The organism is Pseudomonas sp. PsB (assembly GCF_043658375.1).
GTDB lineage: Bacteria > Pseudomonadota > Gammaproteobacteria > Pseudomonadales > Pseudomonadaceae > Aquipseudomonas > Aquipseudomonas putida_Z.
Genome location: NZ_JBIGLU010000057.1, coordinates 1 through 19,965 on the forward strand (window position 1 = coordinate 1; position 19,965 = coordinate 19,965).

At 56.1% G+C, this 19,965-nt stretch carries 25 protein-coding genes; 6 read left to right on the plus strand and 19 right to left on the minus strand.

Annotation, left to right across the window (positions count from 1 at the left end):
• Positions 1-216: 216 nt before the first annotated feature.
• The 5 genes from ACGLHT_RS28700 to ACGLHT_RS28720 are packed head-to-tail and all read right to left on the minus strand — an operon-like array spanning position 217 to position 3,363.
• The gene (locus tag ACGLHT_RS28700; RefSeq protein ID WP_004574805.1) at positions 217-783 is read right to left on the minus strand and encodes an OsmC family protein; all 567 of its coding nucleotides are present in this window, start codon (positions 781-783) and stop codon (positions 217-219) included.
• Between the two features lie 14 nt (positions 784-797).
• Positions 798-1,574 carry an SDR family NAD(P)-dependent oxidoreductase gene (locus ACGLHT_RS28705; protein ID WP_004574804.1) on the minus strand — a complete coding sequence of 259 codons (777 nt, stop codon included), beginning with the start codon at positions 1,572-1,574 and terminating at the stop codon, positions 798-800.
• Positions 1,575-1,633: 59 nt separating this feature from the next.
• A complete protein-coding gene (locus tag ACGLHT_RS28710) occupies positions 1,634-2,218 on the minus strand; it encodes a TetR/AcrR family transcriptional regulator (protein ID WP_004574803.1) in 585 nt (194 codons plus the stop codon).
• Positions 2,215-2,895: a cupin domain-containing protein gene (locus ACGLHT_RS28715; protein ID WP_004574802.1), complete on the minus strand. Its 681-nt coding sequence runs from the start codon at positions 2,893-2,895 to the stop codon at positions 2,215-2,217. The genes ACGLHT_RS28710 and ACGLHT_RS28715 overlap by 4 nt, the downstream gene beginning before the upstream one ends.
• Before the next feature lie 36 nt (positions 2,896-2,931).
• Positions 2,932-3,363, minus strand: a complete 432-nt coding sequence (locus ACGLHT_RS28720; RefSeq protein WP_232881378.1) for a LexA family transcriptional regulator — start codon at positions 3,361-3,363, stop codon at positions 2,932-2,934.
• Between the two features lie 106 nt (positions 3,364-3,469).
• Here ACGLHT_RS28720 and ACGLHT_RS28725 point away from each other — a divergent pair, with 106 nt between their 5' ends.
• The 3 genes from ACGLHT_RS28725 to ACGLHT_RS28735 are packed head-to-tail and all read left to right on the plus strand — an operon-like array spanning position 3,470 to position 6,287.
• The gene (locus tag ACGLHT_RS28725) at positions 3,470-4,156 is read left to right on the plus strand and encodes an SOS response-associated peptidase family protein (protein ID WP_028692962.1); all 687 of its coding nucleotides are present in this window, start codon (positions 3,470-3,472) and stop codon (positions 4,154-4,156) included.
• A gap of 57 nt (positions 4,157-4,213) precedes the next feature.
• Positions 4,214-5,002 carry a hypothetical protein gene (locus tag ACGLHT_RS28730; RefSeq protein ID WP_081011201.1) on the plus strand — a complete coding sequence of 263 codons (789 nt, stop codon included), beginning with the start codon at positions 4,214-4,216 and terminating at the stop codon, positions 5,000-5,002.
• Positions 4,947-6,287: a hypothetical protein gene (locus ACGLHT_RS28735; protein ID WP_028692963.1), complete on the plus strand. Its 1,341-nt coding sequence runs from the start codon at positions 4,947-4,949 to the stop codon at positions 6,285-6,287. Before ACGLHT_RS28730 ends, ACGLHT_RS28735 begins: the two co-directional genes overlap by 56 nt.
• Before the next feature lie 41 nt (positions 6,288-6,328).
• Here ACGLHT_RS28735 and ACGLHT_RS28740 read toward each other — a convergent pair whose 3' ends face one another.
• From ACGLHT_RS28740 to pilM, 14 genes are all read right to left on the minus strand, one after another.
• On the minus strand, positions 6,329-8,578 hold the full coding sequence (locus tag ACGLHT_RS28740; RefSeq protein WP_028692964.1) for an SNF2-related protein: 2,250 nt from the start codon (positions 8,576-8,578) through the stop codon (positions 6,329-6,331).
• A 98-nt stretch (positions 8,579-8,676) separates the two neighbouring features.
• Positions 8,677-10,116 (minus strand): DUF6094 domain-containing protein, encoded by a 1,440-nt coding sequence (locus ACGLHT_RS28745; protein ID WP_023629560.1) that lies wholly within the window; start codon positions 10,114-10,116, stop codon positions 8,677-8,679.
• Between the two features lie 32 nt (positions 10,117-10,148).
• Positions 10,149-10,745: a hypothetical protein gene (locus tag ACGLHT_RS28750; protein ID WP_023629561.1), complete on the minus strand. Its 597-nt coding sequence runs from the start codon at positions 10,743-10,745 to the stop codon at positions 10,149-10,151.
• A 63-nt stretch (positions 10,746-10,808) separates the two neighbouring features.
• Positions 10,809-11,063 (minus strand): hypothetical protein, encoded by a 255-nt coding sequence (locus ACGLHT_RS28755; protein WP_023629562.1) that lies wholly within the window; start codon positions 11,061-11,063, stop codon positions 10,809-10,811.
• Between the two features lie 92 nt (positions 11,064-11,155).
• On the minus strand, positions 11,156-11,761 hold the full coding sequence (locus ACGLHT_RS28760) for a DUF3275 family protein (protein ID WP_023629563.1): 606 nt from the start codon (positions 11,759-11,761) through the stop codon (positions 11,156-11,158).
• A 60-nt stretch (positions 11,762-11,821) separates the two neighbouring features.
• On the minus strand, positions 11,822-12,232 hold the full coding sequence (locus ACGLHT_RS28765; RefSeq protein ID WP_023629564.1) for a hypothetical protein: 411 nt from the start codon (positions 12,230-12,232) through the stop codon (positions 11,822-11,824).
• A 69-nt stretch (positions 12,233-12,301) separates the two neighbouring features.
• Positions 12,302-12,622 (minus strand): hypothetical protein, encoded by a 321-nt coding sequence (locus ACGLHT_RS28770; protein WP_031314724.1) that lies wholly within the window; start codon positions 12,620-12,622, stop codon positions 12,302-12,304.
• A gap of 307 nt (positions 12,623-12,929) precedes the next feature.
• The gene (locus tag ACGLHT_RS28775) at positions 12,930-13,280 is read right to left on the minus strand and encodes a hypothetical protein (RefSeq protein ID WP_023629565.1); all 351 of its coding nucleotides are present in this window, start codon (positions 13,278-13,280) and stop codon (positions 12,930-12,932) included.
• 231 nt (positions 13,281-13,511) lie between these two features.
• A complete protein-coding gene (locus ACGLHT_RS28780) occupies positions 13,512-13,937 on the minus strand; it encodes a hypothetical protein (RefSeq protein WP_023629567.1) in 426 nt (141 codons plus the stop codon).
• Between the two features lie 75 nt (positions 13,938-14,012).
• Positions 14,013-14,171, minus strand: a complete 159-nt coding sequence (locus tag ACGLHT_RS28785; RefSeq protein WP_023629568.1) for a hypothetical protein — start codon at positions 14,169-14,171, stop codon at positions 14,013-14,015.
• 53 nt (positions 14,172-14,224) lie between these two features.
• On the minus strand, positions 14,225-14,797 hold the full coding sequence (locus ACGLHT_RS28790) for an STY4534 family ICE replication protein (protein ID WP_028692967.1): 573 nt from the start codon (positions 14,795-14,797) through the stop codon (positions 14,225-14,227).
• A gap of 324 nt (positions 14,798-15,121) precedes the next feature.
• On the minus strand, positions 15,122-15,247 hold the full coding sequence (locus tag ACGLHT_RS28795) for a hypothetical protein (RefSeq protein WP_023629570.1): 126 nt from the start codon (positions 15,245-15,247) through the stop codon (positions 15,122-15,124).
• A 249-nt stretch (positions 15,248-15,496) separates the two neighbouring features.
• Complete coding sequence (locus ACGLHT_RS28800) at positions 15,497-15,847, minus strand: hypothetical protein (protein ID WP_023629572.1); 351 nt, start codon at positions 15,845-15,847, stop codon at positions 15,497-15,499.
• Between the two features lie 898 nt (positions 15,848-16,745).
• Positions 16,746-17,186: a type IV pilus biogenesis protein PilM gene (gene pilM, locus ACGLHT_RS28805; RefSeq protein WP_023629574.1), complete on the minus strand. Its 441-nt coding sequence runs from the start codon at positions 17,184-17,186 to the stop codon at positions 16,746-16,748.
• A 104-nt stretch (positions 17,187-17,290) separates the two neighbouring features.
• Between pilM and ACGLHT_RS28810 the strand changes: the two genes are divergently transcribed.
• From ACGLHT_RS28810 to ACGLHT_RS28820, 3 genes are all read left to right on the plus strand, one after another.
• Positions 17,291-17,569 carry a helix-turn-helix domain-containing protein gene (locus ACGLHT_RS28810; RefSeq protein WP_230852927.1) on the plus strand — a complete coding sequence of 93 codons (279 nt, stop codon included), beginning with the start codon at positions 17,291-17,293 and terminating at the stop codon, positions 17,567-17,569.
• Positions 17,544-18,704, plus strand: coding sequence for a tyrosine-type recombinase/integrase (locus ACGLHT_RS28815; protein ID WP_028692968.1), 1,161 nt, complete (start codon positions 17,544-17,546; stop codon positions 18,702-18,704). The genes ACGLHT_RS28810 and ACGLHT_RS28815 overlap by 26 nt, the downstream gene beginning before the upstream one ends.
• A 1,054-nt stretch (positions 18,705-19,758) precedes the next feature.
• Positions 19,759-19,938, plus strand: coding sequence for a hypothetical protein (locus ACGLHT_RS28820; protein WP_103446246.1), 180 nt, complete (start codon positions 19,759-19,761; stop codon positions 19,936-19,938).
• The last annotated feature ends 27 nt before the right edge of the window (positions 19,939-19,965 follow it).

Genomic DNA, 19,965 nt, shown 5'->3' on the forward strand with positions numbered 1-19,965 from the left:
CAGGCTGAAATCTATGACCTTCGCAGGCATGTGTCAAAAATGCGAAAGATGACTCTATTCTGACTAAGCGGCGCGGCCCTGCCTGACATCCAGTTAGGGTATACCTCAAATTGACACTGCGTATTCCAGAGAACGTGATGACGGAAGGTTGAACCTTCCGTCATAGCGCATCTGGTTTGGCCTCCCGTCAGCCAACCACGGGAAACACTGACTCGATCATTGGAGAATGGTCAGCTTGGCCTTGAGATCAATGGCTCTCGCGAAGTTGTGGTAATTCGGCGATGTTCGCTGCACCTGCGCGTGCAATGCTTTCAGCGCCGCCGAATCCGCCGACGACTCCATTTCGACCTCATACTCGACCTGGTCGTACCCTGGATTGATCCCAGGATCGATTCCAAGAAAACCTCTCAGATCGAGGCTTCCCTTCGTGCGGATAGTCAGCGATTGCAACTCGATGTTCATTGCCGCCGCATTTGCCGCGTAGGTTGCAGTCATGCATGCGTTCAACGCAGCCAGGATCAATTCTTGTGGATTAGCGGCCGTGTCGGTACCGAGCAATTCTGCCGGTTCGTCCGCGTCGATGACAAAGCCGCGCGCCAAGGCCGTGTCACCTAGTACGAGCGGCATGGTTCGCGCACGCGTCCGGGTGCCACCCTCCCAGGTTGTCACGACGCCGAACGTCGCGATGCCTGCGGCGGGCTTTGCTGCGACCTGATCTGCAAACTCACGCAATGCGCCGACGTTGATCCCGTTGCCGGGAGTTCCTTTAATGTTTGTGTTCATTTCTCGTTCCCCCATTATGTGTTACGCCCGGCCATCACGCCGCCGTCAACGTCCCAGATTGCGCCCGTCACCCATGCTGCCTTGTCCGACAACAGGAAGAGGATGACCTCGGCGACGTCTTGTGGCGTCCCAACCCTGCCGATTGGGTGGAAGCTGTTGAATCCCTGTAAGGCGCCATGAACCTCGGCCTTGGGTATGAATCCCTCGTAAATCGGCGTTTCGACAACCGCCGGAGAAACGGCATTGACCCTGATTTGTTTGGATGCCAGCTCCATCGCAAGGTGCTGGGTCAGCGAATGCAAACCTGCTTTTGCCATCGAATACGCGGACGACGGCGTAGCCGCAATCGCCTGCTTGCCCCACATCGAGCCGATGTTCACAATGGCGCCGGGACGCTCGCTGGCCACGAGATTGGCCACGACTTTTTGTGTGATGAAGAAGAACGCTTTATTCAACGTCAAATATTGTTCGTAATCACTTTCCGTGTGCTCAAGAAACGCCTTCGGGAAGAACACCCCAGCCGCGTTGACCAGAAGATTGATGTCCTTGTGGTGTTCATCGATGGTATGCAGGAGTCGCTTCACATCTTCGGCTCGCGAGAGATCGGCAGTCAGGGCGGTCACGGTGCCCAACGACGACAGCGCCTTGCGGGCCTCTTCGGCCTTGTCTTCACGGTGACCGACGATGACGACGCTTCCGCCTTGCTCAAGAACCATGCGGGCAGTTTGCAGTCCCATCCCGCTAGTGCCGCCGATGACCAACAACTTCTTGCCATTAAATTCAGTACTCATAATAATCTCCTTAACTACCAACTAAATGGTAGGGTTGTGTTGCAAAAAAAGTGCCGACCTCAGGTCAACACGGTGGAAAGAAAAGTGTTTCCAACTTCGGCCGGTCCGCGTGACGACCGCATGCCACGGCCCACCATCATCGAGCCTTCCAACGCGCACAAGAATGCCTCTGCGAGAGCCTCTGGGGTGGAATTCGAGGTGATCAGCGCGGCACGCTGACCATCGGCAACGACAAGAGTCAACCAGTCGAGATTGACTTTAAAGAATCGCTCGACCTCGCTCACAACGGCGTCCGGCAGCGAGTCCGACTCGGCACCCAACATGCCGCAGACACAAAGGCGCCGGTCCTTGGCGAAGGTGCGTTCGAAAAGTGCCGCATACGCAGTTAGCCTGTCAGGCGCTTTCGCATGCTGCCCTTCGATGCTCAGCAACTCCTCACGAAACCGGTGCGTGTAGCGCTGTGCGACCACGGCCACGAGTTCACCCTTCTTGGGAAAGTGGTGGTGGATACTTGGTTTTTTGATGCCTACCAACTGGGCCACGTCGTCGTATGAGAAGCCGTTGTAGCCGTGCTGCTGTACCAACCCTTCAGCGGCATCGACCACCCGCTCGGCGGTCGGCGAGATTTCGGAGAAATGCTTCATGCAAGCGCCTCATTTGATTCGGCGACTGGCAGGTGGCCTGTCTTGACCAGGATGGTGCAGCCTGTATTGCTGAAGGGACGGTGAGCACTCAAATGCGGACTGCGCATCCATGTGCCGGTAGGGTAGCTTCCGAACTCATCCTCAAAGACGCCTTCCAACACATAGATTTCTTCACCGCCGTAGTGACGATGCGAATTGAATCGTGTCCCCGGGGCCCAGCGCACCAAAGCCGTATGTTGTGTGTCGAACTCAGAAAGTGGCATCACCGACAGACCCGGCACGAGGCCTGGAAACCAGGGGCCGTTACGGGTGTCGACCACGGTGCGTTGGCTGTCGGCTAGATCAAGATGGCGCAGCTTGACGAACAACGTGCAACCCGTCGCGGAGCTCGGTGCATGCGAAGAACCTGGTGGATTCTTGATGTAAGTCCCAGGCCCGAAGGTCCCGGATTCGTCGCTGAATTCGCCGTCCAGGACCAGAATCTCCTCGCCCAAGTCGTGCTTATGATTTTCAAAAGCGGAGCCCGGCGCGTATCGCACGATCGAGGTGGCACGCGCCACTTCGTCGCCATCACGCTCCAGTAACTGGCGTTGAATCCCGGTCGCTGGCGAATCGACCCACTGTAAGCTTGAAGGCTCGACGACAACACGCTGCGAAAGATCTGAATTGAGTTTCATGGCTTTATTTCATCTACCGACTACTTGGTAGGTAAGTTATAAGATCCCGATTTGTTTGTCAAATAGCTTTCGCCATTTTCTTTCATCCATTGAAAAAACAATGAATTGGTTACAAGAACTCGCGAAGCTTAGCGTACGATTTTTTCCGAATTCTCTATCGTCCCCATAAAGGCGTTTGCAGACGGGCTCGGTGTTGATCGCGGCGATCACGATATCGCCGTGCTCGGCCTCCCTACTGCGGTCTACGATGAGAAGATCGCCCGAGAAGATCCCGGCGCCCTGCATGCTGTCGCCCTCCACCTGCACCAGATACACGTGAGGTGCACGCAGGTCGAACAGCTCGTCGAGGGAGATGTGACGCTCCAGGTGATCCGCCGCTGGCGAAGGGAACCCGGCCGGCACACGGAAGGAGTACACCGGCAGCAGCATAAGGCCGCCCGTCGGCGCGCCCAGGAAGGTGATGGTCATGGCAGATCAACTCAAAAGGATATCTGTATATTTATACAGTAAACTGTCAGAGCGTTCCTACGTCAATGCGCGGATGCCTGGCAGCCGACAAACGAGCGAGGTGGGTATGTGTGGGAGGTACTCGATCTACGAGAGCATGGACGACTACCTGCGGCAGTTGGCCCTCGATCTGGTGGTCATCAACGGATATGACCATGAGCGGATCAACCGTTACAACGTGGCGCCTTCTACTCGCGTGGAGGTGATAAGGCCCGCCCCGGGAGGACTGAACGTCGATCGGGTGAAGTGGGGATGGTCGCCTTTCTGGGCGAAGGGGAAGAGGGTCGACCCGATCAATGCGCGGGCCGAGACGGTGATGACAGGGAAGTTCTTCAAGTCGCTTTGGCCGAATGGCCGAGCCTTGGCGCCGGCCAATGGGTGGTTCGAGTGGATACCCGATGTTGCAGATCCGAAGCGCAAGCAGCCTTACTACATCCAAGCGGCGGACGGTAGGTCATTGTTTTTCGCGGCGTTGGCCGAGGTTCATCCAGGGCTGGAACCAGATGAACGCAGTGGCTTCGTTATCGTGACTGCTGCGGCTGATGAAGGTTTGGTGGATATCCATGATCGTAAGCCGTTAGTGCTTACTCCTGAGCTTGCCCGAGAATGGATTGATCCAGGCATAACAACTGAACGGCTGGCAGAAATAGTCCAAACAGGCTGCCGGCATAGTACCGACTTTCAATGGTTCCCAGTGAGCAAACAGGTCGGGAATGTTCGCAATCAGGGGCCGGAGCTGATAAAACCGGTTTAACCGTTTTGGGTAAAGTCGGACAAAATACACATATCTGTAAATATGCAAGGTGATCGATTGAAAATAAAGGTTGGTAGGGTCCGCGATTACTTGGTTGCCACACTGGAAAATACCCAGGCTCACGCAAATGAAGCCCCTGAGCTCATGCATTTGATTGCTGAGATGGATGATATTTTTCACGATGAGATTTTCTCTATTCCGCTCTCACAAGAGCCGACAGCAAACTTGCTTATGATAAATGCATATACCATGCTTCTGGCTGGGATTAGAGAGGCCTTGTCTGGGCATGTTGTTTGCGTTTTTCCAATAGTTAGAGCTGCGTTAGAGTCTGCCTGTTACGCTTATCTCATAGCAAATGACGCTACCAAGGCTGATGTTTGGCTTGAAAGACATTCGTCGGATAATGCTGTAAAGAGGTGTCGGAATGTATTTACTGCTAAAAAAGCTGTGGATATTTTAAAGTGCAGTGATCCGGTGATGGCCGATTATGTCTGGGGGTATTACGAGGCCTCAATAGATTTTGGTGCGCACCCTAACACCAAGTCTGTGATTGGTCATCTGTCTGACTCCGGGTCGGTTGGAGAAGGTTTGCATGGGTTTGAGCTTACTAGCGTGTACGGAGAAAATAGCTGGCAAGTCAACCACGCCTTGTTTGTCTGCGTTGAGGCAGGGCAGGCCATCGCGTATTTAATAGCGGCCTCAATCGCAAATCACCCTTTGATTCACGAGCGTAGTACAGTATTCCAAGGCTGGGTAGATGCCAAAAATCGGATGGTTGAGGAGCTAACTGGTGAAGCTTGCGATCGCAGTACGCCAGTCTATTCTTCCGTTAGCCCGCCGCTTTGACTACATCGAAGAGGTTGCTATGCTGAATATAAGTGAGAATGCATTCAGGGATTATATATTCAATAACCATAGAGAAGATTTTTCCTCTTTGATTGCAGGGCGGAGGGAGCCGGTGGAGTGGTACGGCGAAGAATTTCCACCGCTTCATTTCTTGCTACGCCGAAAGGTTGAACGTGCCATAAATGAAATTCTGGATCAGCTGGAAGAATTGGTCTTAACGGCTAAGGAGCTACGGCTTGAAAAAAATGGTCCTCATCCGACTCGCGTGGATCTTTTTGGGTGCTCAGAGTCTACGGGCATCACTATCATCGAGTTGAAAAAGTCGCAGCAAACCGAACGCCAAGCTTTTACTGAACTCTTAGCCTATGCAAATCACTTCTGCTCGATATTTCCTGGAGTTAACGAGACGGCAATCACCACTGTGTTGGTTGCGCCGATGGAGACCAGAACGGTAAAGGATGCATACGTTCAAGAGCTATTGCTGAATAAGAAGAACATTGTATCTCTTATTCCTTCTTGTCAGGATGGGCGCTATTGTCTTAATGTATTTTACCCTGATGAGAATTACTACAAATGGTTCGAGAATAACGTATTCAATGATCACTCCATGACCTGTGTGACCATGTCGTTTCCGCTGATTAAAGGCTGGATAGACTCTGAATATAGCGAGCCTCCGCAGTACGCAAAAGATGCGCTGAATCAAATAAGCAACTCTATTGCGCAGGTTTTAGAGTCCAAAGGGTTCCATTCTATAGTTTATGCCTCTCAGAAGTGGAGCGAGATCGCGGGTCTATTCCCCTATCCTAATATGATTGTTGTGGCGGCAATGAATCCATTTTCTTCGGTGAGAACGTATGCTGAGGATGATGAGATAGGGGGAAGATCTGCACCCGGGAGGCTGACTGAAGTTCAGTTAATTTATAACCAGCTAACCAAAGACGGTCAGCGCTTTAACTGGCTTGAGACGATGGAAAGTGACTTTACCGGTCGTTTGATTCGAGCCGTCCGCGATCAGCTGGAGTTCTGCCTTCTGAATGATTCGCGATCAATACATGTCGAAACTGGACTGCCGGATTGGTATGGGTTCAAGACGAGTATGGTGGATGCGGTATTTACACACAATTTGGAGGCGCATACTACTGGGCTCTTGAGGGAAGTGTATACTGAATATGTTTGTTATCTATATGAAACTGGCCAACAAGAAGTGATGTTTGGTTATCAGATGTTAACTCCGTTTCTCGCAGTGTGGGAGATTTGTCGTGGCTTCGGTTACGAATCGGAGTAATAGCATTCAGGGAAAAAGGCCACCGATTGGTGGCCCTTTTTTCATGTAGCTATAAGCTGTCTAGCAAGAGCCATTTCAACAGAGTCCCCATCCTGGTTCAGTGAGTCGAGCCCGGATTCCGGTACATCGCCCGAAGTGCTCTGCGCCACCGCGATCTTCTTGGCCATCAGTTGCAGGCAGGTAATCTGCGAGCTGCCGGCGTAGCCGAAGAAAATCACGCGGACCGGATGTTTCTGCCCAATCCTCCACGACCGCCGCGCGGCTTGCTGTAGGGTGTACACGTTGTACCCCGTCTGCAGGAACGCGATGGTTGGGAAGTCCAGCAGGTCCAGCCCGGTCTTGACCAGCTCCGGGTTGGTGAGCAGCACGTCGATACCGCGGTCGACCTGGTCGAGGATCCAGTCCTCGCGCCGAGCCGTTTCAACCGTGGCCCGCAGTACCGCAACGCGCAGACCGGCCTGCTCGAGGACCTTCTTCAGCCTGGACGTGGTATCGCGCGTCCCGCTGTAGACGGTGTATGCAAGGACCTTGCGGCCTTTCGCTTTCTCCTCGAGGCATAGGTTCAGCAGCGCCTGCTCCTTGGGCATCAGTTCATCGTCGCCGAAGAGCGCCGGCACAAAGGCTAGCGTGTCTCGGGTGCGAGGATGTTTGACCATCTCCGATCGGAAGCAGCAATCCGGCCAGGCCAACAGCACATTGAGCACCACTCCCAGAAGGGTGGTGTCTCTCCGGGCCAGAGCCTGGCGGAGTTCAGCTGTCAACGTGGCCGCCAAGCGCAGGTAGGCCGAGGCCTGCTCCGGCGCCATGGGCACGTCGATGAATTCCTCCTGGTAGCTGGGCAGCACATTGCCGCCGATATCCTTGAGTTTCAGGAACACGGTGAATGGCAGCACGAACCGGTGGATGCCTTTAGGGCCGAAGCCTGGGGCCTTCACGGTGCGTACCGACAGCTTCTTGCCCTTGGCGGTCTTGTGCGAATCGCCATCGCGCTCGGTGTAGATGTCCTTGAGCACGCCGTGATCGCGCATGAACGACATGGCTGCAGGCGCCATGCTGCCGCGTGCGTTGGGTCGGTAGCCGTCCTCGATCATGCGCTGGGTGAGGATGCGGAACAGGAGGTAGAACAGGTCGTCGGCGTAGCCCCCCATCAAGGTCCCGGTGAGGAGCAAGGTTTTACGCGCCTTCGCGGCCAACACTCCCATGGCCTGGCCTTGGGCCGAGCCGCTGTTCTTGTACTCATGCCCCTCGTCGACAACCAGCAGGTCGAAGAAGCCATCGGGTAAGTAGCGCTTGATGAACTCTGTCGGCTGGTAGCCGCCTTCGCCGAATCCGAACTCGATGTTGGCCATCGCCCGCTCCATGCGTTTGGCCTGGCGGTCGCTGAAGACGAAGTTGCCTTTCGCGTCCATCAAGTTGATGAACTCTGAGACGTTGTCCACCAGCATCGAGGCCAGAAAGTCCTCGCCGAAGTCGTTCAGCAGCCGGTCCGCCCGGACCGGGCCGATCGTCGGTATCCGGCACATCGACTTCAGGATCGTCGAGCGTCGGTCCCCACCATCGGCTTTGCCTGGGCGCATAAGCGTCCAGAGGGCAGCGTTGCAGGCCGTGCAGTTGCGACGGCGATCACCGCGCTCGAATTCGTCCACGGTGACCAGGTTGCCCTCCAGGTCCTCGAGGACCTGGCCACAATCTGGACATGCTGCCAGCAGCTGGCCACCTGCAGTACGCCGTTTCCAGCAGGCGAGTCGCCAGTGGAAACCCATCCGCATCCTGACTCGGCCGAGAATGAAGAACTCCGGCCGGCCGTCGTAGGTTTGCCCCGACTGGTCACGCAGCTTGAGCAGCTTGACCAGCGTGTCCGGGCCGTTGAGTACCCAGACGCGGGCGTCTGGCGTGGTTTCCAGGATCTCACGTCGCCACTTGTAGACCAGGTGGGGCGGTGAGATGACGAGTGTCCGACGGTAGCCTGATGCATGCATCACTGCAGCGACAGCGATGGCCATCATCGTCTTCCCGGTACCCATCTCGGCGTTGATGATCGCGGCTTGCTCGTTGCGATCGAGCAGTAGCGCCGCAATAGCTTGGACAACCTCAGCTTGCGCCACGAATGGCGTTCGCTTGAGGTTCGCCATCACGGCCTGCCGCTGTTCGTTAATGCTGCCGGTGTAGACCGGAGGGTTGGAGCGGTTGAGAGATTCCAAGAGCTCGTCGCCGAACTCGTCGATGAAATCGGTCAGGTTGATATTCAGGGGGGAGTTGGCCGAGGCGGCCGCCTGGGTCAGTGCGTTCATGTGCATCTCCTGCAGGGAAAACAGGGCATGCACAAACCCAGACGGGTATGGACATACCCTGTGGGTTGGTGTGGGGTGGGGAGCTGTTGTGGCGCTGGTCAGTAGTCGCTGGGAAGTAGCAGGGTAGTGGAGCTGCGGTCGGCTTCGGTGATGATCCAGAGCCTGGACTCGTCGCCGGCGTCGATGTCGTAGCTTGAGAACAAACGGTCTCCATGGGTAAGCGCGAGCTGATTGGAGGATCGATCGTCATCGCATAGCTCACCCCAGTCGCCAGCAAGATGGCGTTTCAGCGCGGGAGTAGGGTTGAGCTGCCCGGTTTCGACCAGATGGCTGACAGCAGCGGTCATCATGATCTGCCCCGGGTTGAACAGCGGCGTTGCAACTGACTGGTCGGTTGCAGGCGTTTCGTCGTTGCTCGCCGGTGAGGAACTGATGATCAGCACCTGGCCGTGGTTCACCGAGGAAGGTGTCATTTCCCAGGCGCGGATGATCGGAATGAACCGGTCGGTGAGGATCCTGACTTCTGAGACGTTACCCTTCTCGTCCTCAGTGAATTCGGTCTTGCGCACCTTGTCCTTGTAGGTATCACCCTTCACGACCAAGGTCCGCCCCGACTTCGAACGTACAACACCGGAGATTGCGCCGGCGGCCAGGGCCAGTGCGAGGTGCCAGCGTGAAAGCTCGCGGACAGGGGCTCGGGGTTGAAGCCCGGTTTTCCCGAAGTGCAAGTTGAAGTCTGGCCAGAGGCCCCGCAACCGCAGGATCTCGGAGGCGAATTGCTCCGGCTCCAGGGTAATGCGGTAGAAGTGCTCCAGCTCGCTAGCAGCTGACGGGACGAGGTACGGCTCCCATGTCCAGTTGGCTGGGATCTCCTCAGCTTGCTCCTGGCCGGCGCCGATCGCCTGCAGGCGAGACCTCACCTGGTTGGTGGAAACCCGGGCCAGGTCCTGCCGACGTACACGGATGCCGAAGATCACCACCTGTTTGAAGGTGGGGTCTGCAGCACCGTATACACGCATTTCGGTGAAGTGGTTGCTCAGCCATCCAGTGAACTCGTCGTCCAGCACGTAGTGAGGAACGATGAGCACCATGACGCCGCCGTACTGCAGAAGCGGGAGGCAGCGTTGATAAAAAGCTTTCTCCAAGCGCCGGCGGCCGCTGCCTTGGTACTGGGATGCACCGGAGTGATCCGCGACGAGGTCACCGTAGGGTGGGTTGAGCCAGAGCAAGCCGAACGACTGGCGGCTGATCAAGGTGTCGAAGAGGTCGCTGTGCAGCACCCGATCGAGCAGGCCACGCGCGTGATCCGCGCGTTCGCGATCGTACTCGACGGCGAATGCTTGGACCTGGTCGCGGCCCAGGAGGTGAGCTGCTTCAGCAAGGGCAACACCCTCGCCGGCGCAGGGGTCGCAGATCCTCATCCTGCCCGAGGTGGCGGGAGTGAGCGCCTGCAGCGTGCGTTCGAGCGTGATCTCATCGGTGGGGTAGTAGCCGTTGCGGGCAAAGTTGCGCGCCAGGCGCGGAAACATAAGGGCCATAAGCGTTCCTTGAGTCATAGGTGAGCCCAGGCCTACGCCTGAGCTTCGATAGTGAGTTCGCCGCGACGGATCAGCTCTCCGAGGGAGGGCTCGAGCACGTCGAGCTGAAGAGCGAGCCGCCAGGCGCAGACGTTGCCGATCGCCCCGGGTAGGGCAGTCAGCATGCGGTGCTGGGTGAGGACTTCCATCACGGGCTCGTGCCAGTGGGGGAGAAGGGGAAGCGGGCAGGTCTCGATCACCAGTGGCCAAAGCCGTTGGTGAGGGGCTTCATTGCGCTCCAGGAGGGCAAAAGCGAAGTGATTGGCTTGGTCGGGCACCGAAGCGCGCCGATCGAACAGCCAGAGGTGCAACATGCTGCCGAATAGGGTGCCGCGGAATTGCCGTGTGGTGCGCTTTTCCAGTAGGTCATGGTTAGGGAAAACGGGAATGCTCCGCCCGTCGACGAGAATGTGGAACTGCTCGATGCCATTCTCTTCTCGGCCAAGTGTGAGCCTGGCCAGAAACTCCTGCAGTGCGGTGTCACGACCCCAGGCCGACATGAACACCAGGTTGCGTTGCTCGTCGCACACACAGGCGTCGACGTACAGGTCCGGGCATTCTTCGATCTGGAACAAGGGGGATGGGTGCATGATGGCCTCCGTAGTGGAGGCGTCCGTCCCAGAGGGCGGAAGCCCCCCGGGGTGGTCTGGTGGTTAGTTGAAGGTCCTGGTGTCTGGATCGAACACCACGGGTTTCTCATTGTGCAGTGGCCCGTGACCAGCAAGGAAAATCTGGATGCGATACTGGTCACGCAGGCGGATAGCGGCCTCCGCCTGGTCCAGTGTGAGCTCCAACTCCTCGATGAACAGGTCGACGAGCTCCTCGTCAGTCGACACCTCGTTGTTGGACAGCTGGTCCTCGATGTTCGCGAGGGTTTGTTTGCTCAAGTTGCTGAAGATGGCGTTCATGGTGGTGCTCCAGGTAGAGAATGGAGCCCCCCGAGGAGGCCCCTCAGGGTGCGTGGTTCAGGTTGACCACGGCAGTGGTGTGGCAGGGCGCTTTAAAGCGAGGCCCTGGTCCAGGTTTGAGTTTTGAAGTCCATGGTGAAACCGAGCTGGTCCAGTCGGGTGCATTGGGCGCGAAGCCGTTGTCGGTCAACGGTAGTGTCGAGCCTCACGGTTTCGCCCAGTGGCCACACCGTGCCAAACAGCTCGGCATCGATGTCGTTCGTGCTTGGTGGTGCCGTTGGACTCATCCCGAAGGGCTCATCCGAGGCGAAGGCATCAGTTTGGGGCCGTCGCGCCGGTGTATTTGGAGTCCGACGTGGCGGTATCGGTGTGGATGGTGGCCCGTCCTCTTCAAGAGGGTCAGGGACGTTTGTTGGCAGGTGTTCTTCGTCCTCGCGACTGAGACCTGTGACATCCTCCAGGGTCATGCCCTCAAGTTCAGCCCTGATCTCAACAACGAGTCGACCGCCGTGCGAGTAGTACGAAGGTCGAATCTGCTTGATTGCGAAGTCACCTCGGTATTTACCCTCCTGGTACTGATCCAGGAGAGCATCCTTGATGGTGAACTCACCGATCGAGGTACTGAGGCGGCCGACGTTGAAGAGCCCGAGTCGACCGGAGATGGTGCGGATGGCCAACTGGCCGGTGATGGAGATCATGTGCGCTCCCCGTAAGGCATGGGGAACACCAGCGGGTGCTCCCCGCGAGGTGGAAGGTGATCAGTAGTCGAACAGAGGCAGACCGTAGAGAACGTTGCTGTTGGGGTCGATGACCAGGAACCTCACTTCAGCCTGAGCGGCAAGGGTGAGCACTTGGATGGTCTCCTCGCTGAAACCCTCGGCGGCTTGCAGAGCTTGAAGTGTCGACAGGTCGTACCCCCAGTGCTGTCCCAGATGTTGGTCGGTCCAGGGCGTACTGAGAAGTTTGAAGCCGATGGCGTCACTGTCGGGCAGGGTGAAGCACTCGAAATGAAGCAGAGCTGTATCAGCAGTTTCTACGAGTGCCTGCAGCTCCTCCCAGTCCTCCTCGGGCAAGTGTGCCGAGGCGATCTCGAACGCTTGGCTGTAGCAAGGATGAGGTACAGGGTGATCGCCGGTAGCGATGTGGAATGGGTTGGGTGATTGTGCCATGTGGCGTGCTCCTGGTTGAGAGAAGCCACCCCAGAGGGTGACCCCTCTGGGTGAGTAAAAATGGCTGTGTCAGGCGGGGTCTGCAGTGTGCTGCAGCTGGATCTGGATGTAGGATGGCTCGTCCTCGGGGGTCACGATTTGCAACATGAGGGCGACCCAGTCACGGTCGCGGCCGGTGTGGCGCTTCGTGTACACACCGAAGGACAGAGCACTGGCCTGAGGCTGCTGCTTGAGCTCTTGCCACGCCGCCTGGACGACAGTGGCGAGGCGTTGGCTCATCTCGGCCACCCGCATGGGGTTTTCGAGATAGACCGCCCGCATCCAAGCCGGGTTGTCCAAGACTACAGGAAGGGTGAGGTATGCCTCGGATGAGGCGGGGGAAAACGACATATGAGGTCTCCAAATAAAGCGAGGCCTCGTCCGCGAGGATGAGATCCCCGCAGGTAGGTAATGTAGAAGGCACTCCATCACTGGGTGATGCGATCGCGCTGCCGAGTGCTCGGCGATCTTGGGTGGGTTGGCGCAACGCGCTGGAGCCTTAAACCCTGGCTCCGGGAGGCACTGTCAACGACAGTGAACCAATACGGAATTCGTTTCCCGGACTGTAGGCTGAGGCCTCACAGTTGCCAGGTGTCTGCTTTGAAAGTCCCCCCGAAGGGATACCCTTCGGGGTGGAGGACTGGTGATACAGGGTGGGTCAGATCATGTCTTCGTAGATCTCTTCCCAGAGGTTGGAACTAGCTTCCTGTACAGCGCGGTAGTGCTCATCATCGAGCTGGAAGCCTTGCCGTTCTGCCTCACGTTTGAACAACTGGTCGTGAGGAAAGGTGAGAGCTGCATACTGATCGCGCAGCGTAGTGAGCAGGCTCATCTCGTACAGTTCGAAGTGTTGGCCACAGCGATCCAGGGCGAGGTTCGAGCTAGCTTTGATTGAGTCCGCGAACCGCCGCTCAAGCACGTCTACGCGGATGAAGGCCCCGGCAACTCGTTTCTCGAAGGGATTGGTGATGAACATGACGCCATTGAAGACTTGGGTGGCTTCAGACATGGTGATTCTCCGATGAGGGGGTCACCAACCCGCTCGGGTGATGTACCCGATAAGGTTTATAAGAGCGCAGCCGAAGGATGTCTGGTTGTTACAGCACGATGGCATACGTCGCATCGATTGGTACGTAGAGGAGTTCGAAATTTCGCTCGAAGTTCAGCGGAGGCATGATGTCTCTCCATTGAGGATCATCAGCCAGATCGGGTGATGTTCCCGATACGGTTAAGTGAAATGCTACAGATCATTCGGATCCATAAGACCCTGTATGACCCTGATAAGGCATGTATTAACCCGAAGATCCTTGGGAGTTATCTCGCCTCGGGCATAGGCCATGTCAGCTAGATGGTATTCACGGCCGCTGAGTTGCGCATAGACATCAACAAGACGATATCTGTCATTTGACAGTTCATCATCCGTGATTGACCAGGATGAGGCGAAGTGAGGAAGCAGCTTGGCGTAATCGCACCACTGCATGTTCGTGTAGTCTGGGATTCGCACCCCGTTATCATCGATCTCACAGCCCAGATGCGCGAATGAGGTCGAGTAGTACAGCCTAGGTTTCTGACCCTGGTTACGCAGCTCCTGAATATCTGAGCGCGCGGTAGCGAAGTCAGGGAAGCACTGCTGAATATCTCCAGCGACAGTGATGCAGTAGGGCATGGCGAAGTCCTTTGTGAGGAAAACGCCTCCCGAAGGGGATCGTCGTCCCCTATTGGGTAGGAATCAGGTTAGTGATCAGTGGGGGAGCGCAGTCGGGACTGTGCTGGCTTTGCGGTTGAGCACGTTAATCGCGAAACCGCTCAGCCCAATGAAAGCGCAGGCACCGAAAACAATGTCGCCGAGGATTACAGCGGCGACCAGGATTAGAAGGTTCAACGCGAACAGGATTTTCATGACTGCCTCCTTGGCAGAATATGAAGGCGCTGAAATCAGCGCCTTGATAGGGGTTATGCAGCCTGGTTGGCTTCCTTGGGAAGATCATTACCGAGGACAGGGTCGAGTTGCTCACCGAATTGGTCGGCGACTGGCTGTCCCTGATTCACGGGTTGCTCAGGTTGTTCCTGATTCAACGTTTGATCAACACCAGGTTGTCCCTGATTGTCAGTGGGCGGGGTGGCATTTTTCGGCTTCGCTTCGTAAACCAGCTTGCCGTCAACTTTGATCCAGCCGATGAAGAGCAGACGGCCTTTGAGGCTTGCGCCGGCCTGGCCCTTCTTGTCGCCTTTATCATAGGTGAAAGCGTCAGCCCAGATGTCGCCGATTCGGAAGGAGACGAGCACCTTCTTTTTGGCTTCAACGGCCTGCTGGCAGCGTTTAACCAGCGATTCTGCCTCAGCACCGACAACGTTGCAGTCGATGTAGGAATACTCGGCTTTATCAGTCGCGCCGTGCAAAGCTGCAACGGTGACACAGGTGAAGGGCTTGCCCTTGCGGGGGCTTACTTCACGGATACGGTTGAGGTAGCCGATGCCAGTGGTGTGCAGGTCGAAGAATTTGGCTTCGTTGGATTGGTTGCTCATGGTGATTCTCCAGTTTCAATAGCGAAAGCGGAGAAACACTTCGCCCATGGGGGAAAGTATTCCCCGCGTGGGTTGGGATGTAGCAAGTTGGGTGGGCTTCCATCAATCTCTCGATTGATCAATCGCGCTTCCGGAAGCTTGGCGATTTTGGGGAGATCAACACCGCAGTGGGTGTAGCAGTCTTTCAGATCATGACTGCTCGGGCTTGGGTTACTGACGACGTCAGCAGCTCACGGTCACAAGGATGGAAACGGAGAAACACATTGTCAAGCCCTGAAAGAAAAAAACCCTCCAGGTGGAGGGTTAAGTAGGGAAAATCGATGATCAATGTGCTCGAAGAATCTTCTGGCACCGGCGTTTGATATTAGGCCAATCGGCCCAAACTGCCATGCCGACGCAGATGACGAGCAGGGCGGTGAACATGAGGATGCCGAATGTGGTTTGGCTCATGTCATTCCTCCGGGGTGAGGTAAATGCCTGTGATCCAGATTACAACACCTACCACGAGGGCGAAAGCGGTCAGGAGACGGCTAGTGCTGAGGAAGATACCTACGAGGGCGGCGGCAACGGCCGTCGTTCCGATCTTGCGAAGGTCGTCTGCCACAGCGGCACGTTTTTTTGAAACCATGGCGTTCCTTTGATCGCCAGGCCCTCACCTTGCCAGGTGGGGTGCCTGGCACTGGGTGAGGTTGGAGGGAGTTAGATCGCAACTGGAGCTATGAGGTCGTTCAGCGGGCCCATACGCAGCTCTGATGCTTTGGGTTTGCTCGGCTTGCGCTGACGGGTACGGCGCTTGGTCGGTGGTACCGCTTTGGTGTTGTTTTCGAACCACTGGTTCAGATCAACACCGCGGCGTGCGAGGGTTGGAATGCGGCAAAGCTCATCCCAGTCGCTGCGGGTGGGTGCTATGTTCGCGAGTTGTACAACAGGCCGAACATGTGCTGGGACTACTGGGGCTGGACGTTTCATGGCGCGCAGGAACTCACGGGTGAGGGTGCCGAGCGCGTAGCCAAAACGGAAGCCGATGGAGGGTGCGGACATTGCGGTCATGGTGTTTCTCCTGCGGTTAAAAAATGCGGAGAAAACACTGTCCCTAACGGGGAAATGTATTCCCCGCTGGGTTTGCGGAAGGAGCTTCTATCGACGGAGGTCGACCGGTCGTGCTACCAGAAGCTAAACGACCTTGGGCTGGTGGATCACACAGACTTCGTGCTGCAGCATTACGGATCCGAGCTGCATGGGGCATGTTGCTGACGACGTCAGCAGATCACGGCTTAATAATCGGAGCGGGGAAGGGTTGTGTCAAGCGGAGGGGGAAAGGGGGGAGAGATGGAGGGAGAAGTCCGGCTGGATCAGCCCTTGAAAGGTGACCCAGCCGTGGTTGAAAAAAAAAGTTGAAGGAGCCACCTGTGTCGGAATCGTCGATCCCTGGGCATTGATCGTTTCGACTCTCATCACCTGGCCATTCTCGTGGCTTTGGCCAGCAAACATGAGGCACGCATCCGCGCACAAAAGGAGCCCGGCTTATCGCCGGCGGGCCACCGGCAAAGGAGAGAGTACCCATTGGGTAGCCTCATGGACCTTCGACAAGTCCATCAGGCTACCCAAGGGGAAGGAAAGAGGAGGGGCCACATTACCAATGTGGCCCTTGGATCAAAGAAGCACCGAACCTCTTGAAACTCTATGTGCCTGTGAACTCGATCATCACGAGTTAGACGGCTGCGCGACTAGAGAGAGCAGGGAGACACAGGGAGAGCTTTCAACCAGATCCGCACGCCCTTCCCGGAGCTATAGCGTGCTTACGGTTTGGTGTTGAGGCGAACCACAACACCTGGGCGCTACTGATGACCGTCAGTAGCCAGCGGGGTTGAACCAAAACTGATGTCATTATGGGTTGTACCATGGCCGGGATGCAAGGCTCGTAGGCTTTTTCGCGAGGCGTCAACTGTCAATAGACCGCAACGACTGCCCCCTCTGGGACGGGCGCTGGAACGGCTATGGCCATGTTACCCACCTTCGGTGAGAACAACTGGCCAGACCTCTTCACACCAACGGTGGCGGACTCAGTGCGCTCGGTCAGTGCAGCCGGCAGGCCGGCAGGAACCGTTCCCGCGATGTAGGTGTAGGACACACCACTCACGATGTATGTGGCGATCCCGCTTTGCTTGGTGTACCAGCTTGGAAGGTTCAGGGATGAGTCCGTCGGTGCTCCAGTGAACCCAGGGTTGGTCCGGGCATACTCTGCTGCGGCCGAGCGGTAGATCAACATACTCCGGCTGAGGGCATCGATCGTGGCCTGCTCAGTCACGGCCTCATCGGTGTGCTGCACCTGAGTGAAGATGCCTCCTGCCACGATCAGCAGGGTCATAGCGATCCAGTAGATGTACATGAGGAAATCCTGGGGGATGAGCGTTGTGGACTATAGTCCGCTGACGATTATAGTCAACAACCCGAAAATTCTGACCTTTGATCTCGTGATCTCGGGTTGGACTTTTGGAATTACAACCAGACTCTTCGAAAAAGCACAATCATGCATTCGGCATGGTGCTGGCCGAGCTGCGCACTGCTCGGGGCATCTCGCAAGAAAAGCTGAGCTTCGAAGCTGGTGTAGATAGGTCGTACATCAGTCTGCTTGAGCGTGGCCACAAATCTCCAACCCTGGATACCGTTTTCAACCTTTGCTGCGCATTGGAAATCCAATTCGACCAGCTGGCCAGGCTGCTGCAGGCCAAACTGGAAGAGTTGAATGACCCAGGACATGACGCTCGCTGAAGGCCTGACCCTTTATCGACAGAAAGTCTCCGTACTAAAGAAAGGCTTTGTACAAGAGAGTTACCGTATCTCAAGTCTGCTTAAGTCGAAGTATGCCGACAAGAACATGCGTGATTTTCGAAGCCCTGATATCGCTAGTCTCCGCGACGAGCGTCTCTTGCAGACCAACCCTAAAACGGGTTTACCCATATCACCATCTACGGTGCGCCTGGAAATGTCGCTGCTGTCGAACGTGTTCGACATTGGCCGGATCGAGTGGGGGGTGTGCGAGTCGAACCCGGTCTCGAACGTACGCAAACCGAAAGCAGCACCTGGCCGAGATCGGCGACTAACTGCCCGCGAGGAGCGCCAGATCATGCGTTATTGCCATGCGCATCCCACACCAGACCTCTATGTCCTGGTTGTGCTGGCGATCGAGACAGCTATGCGCCAGGGGGAACTGTTGAAGCTTGAGTGGGAGCACATCAGCCTACAGCGGCGAATTGCGCACCTCCCCGATACCAAGAACGGATCGAAGAGGGATGTGCCCCTGAGCCTCAAAGCTCGTGATGCGTTGATCCAGCTCGGGGCACGGACGAAGGGCAAGGTGTTTGGCTATACCGCTAATGGGTTGAAGTCGGCCTGGCGCATCATGCTGCAACGGCTGGACATCAAGGACCTTCATTTCCACGACCTCCGGCATGAAGCCTGCTCGCGCCTCTTCGAGCTCGGCACACTCGACATTATGGAAATTGCTGCGATCAGTGGTCACAAGAGCCTGGCGATGTTGAAGAGGTACACCCACTTGAAAGCGTCCCGATTGGTGAAAAAGCTTGAGGGGAACAAGCACCGTGGCCAGCAGGTGATCATCAATCACCTGGTGCCGTATCCTGCTGTCGTTTCGGAAACACCCAGCGGCGTCACCGTGCGGGTGCTCGACTTCGATGGTGTACAAGGCGCTGGGGGTACTGCAGAGTTGGCAAAGCGAGTGGCGGAAGATGCGCTGCTACGTCATCTGATGGTGTCGTTAAGGGACAAGGAGCCTATTCCAGCTCCTGATCAGTATCTGGAGCAGGTTAACGAGGGCGAAATAATCATGCTCGACCCGTTGAGCCAGAATTGCCCCTCAGATGGGGCTCACACTTTTTTGCGGTGATTAGGTGATGTCTTGAGATTGCCCAGGCCTTGTGGATTGGGCATCTTGGGGCAATCCTATTGCCAATCCGGGGTGTGGAAATCGGGCGGTTCTGCAGATGGTGTAGGTTCTGGCTTTATGACTGGGATAACCGGGCAGTACGTGAATAGATTTACCGGTGGATATAGCTGCCCGACGGGACTGGTTCCAAACCTGATCGGAGGTGTCCAGATAGGTGGCTGTAATCCATGCCTAACTTACTCTTGCAGCAAGCCTTAACAGGTTTGCCAATCCGGTGCTTGGAAAGCAGTGTCGGCAAGGTTTGGGGGAGCATATACAGGAGTTGGGTCAATGACCGAATCAGGATGTGGTATTGCCAACCCCCAAACAGGTGCATGTAGTTGTCCGTTGGGATTTTCCTCAAACCTCACAGGTTTCAGTTACGCAGGTGCAACTCCATACTATTGGTATCACGTTTGCCAAAAGTAACCATCTTGCCAATCCGGGGTGTGGGCTGGCAGTGGTGATAGAAAACTTAAACATGAAGTTAGTCCAGCAAACACCTGGTATGCCGCCAACCAAGTTTGCGGTTCCAAGGGTGAGAAATGGCATTTGGCAAGCCTGTCGGAAATGCACATTTTGAGATCAATGGGGCTCAATAATGGAGTCTATTACTGGACTAGTGAATGGGGCTCGGCAGCGGCCTTCACTTTCCGCCTCAGTGACGCAGCCTTAGATATAGCTTCAGGTGGAGCAGCAGTTCCATTCTTTTGTGTCCAATAGGTTTGCCAATCCGGGGTGTGGACAGCCGCCGGCTCGGGCGAGCTTGGCGGATGGCAAATCGGCATTAACGGCAATACTGGGTACAGCGGCACCGGTAGCGTAACGGGTAGTCTGTTTTCTGGAACCATCAAGTGTCGGTCCAATGTATGCGGTGGTTTCGGATACGTGTTCTGTGGCAGTAGCGTCAGCTGTGCTGTGGCGAATGCAGGGGTCCTTACCCATTACAATTTCTATGGGTACACGGTTGGGGTTAAAGACCTACCAATAACCTCATCGATAAGGGAGTGGTGAGATGAATAGTTTGGATTTTCTCGTTTTCATCAAGGCCACTATTTCCAGCTTGAGCTCACAGCATGCTCTTCTTGAGCAGTTGGCGACCAAAGAACACTCTGAGGCTGTTGCAGAGTCTGCTAAAGCATTAGGGAATCTCCGAACAAGCCTTCAGTTATGCGAGAATCCCCGCAACACCTGATCCGAGCCGCCCATGAGCCAGATGAGC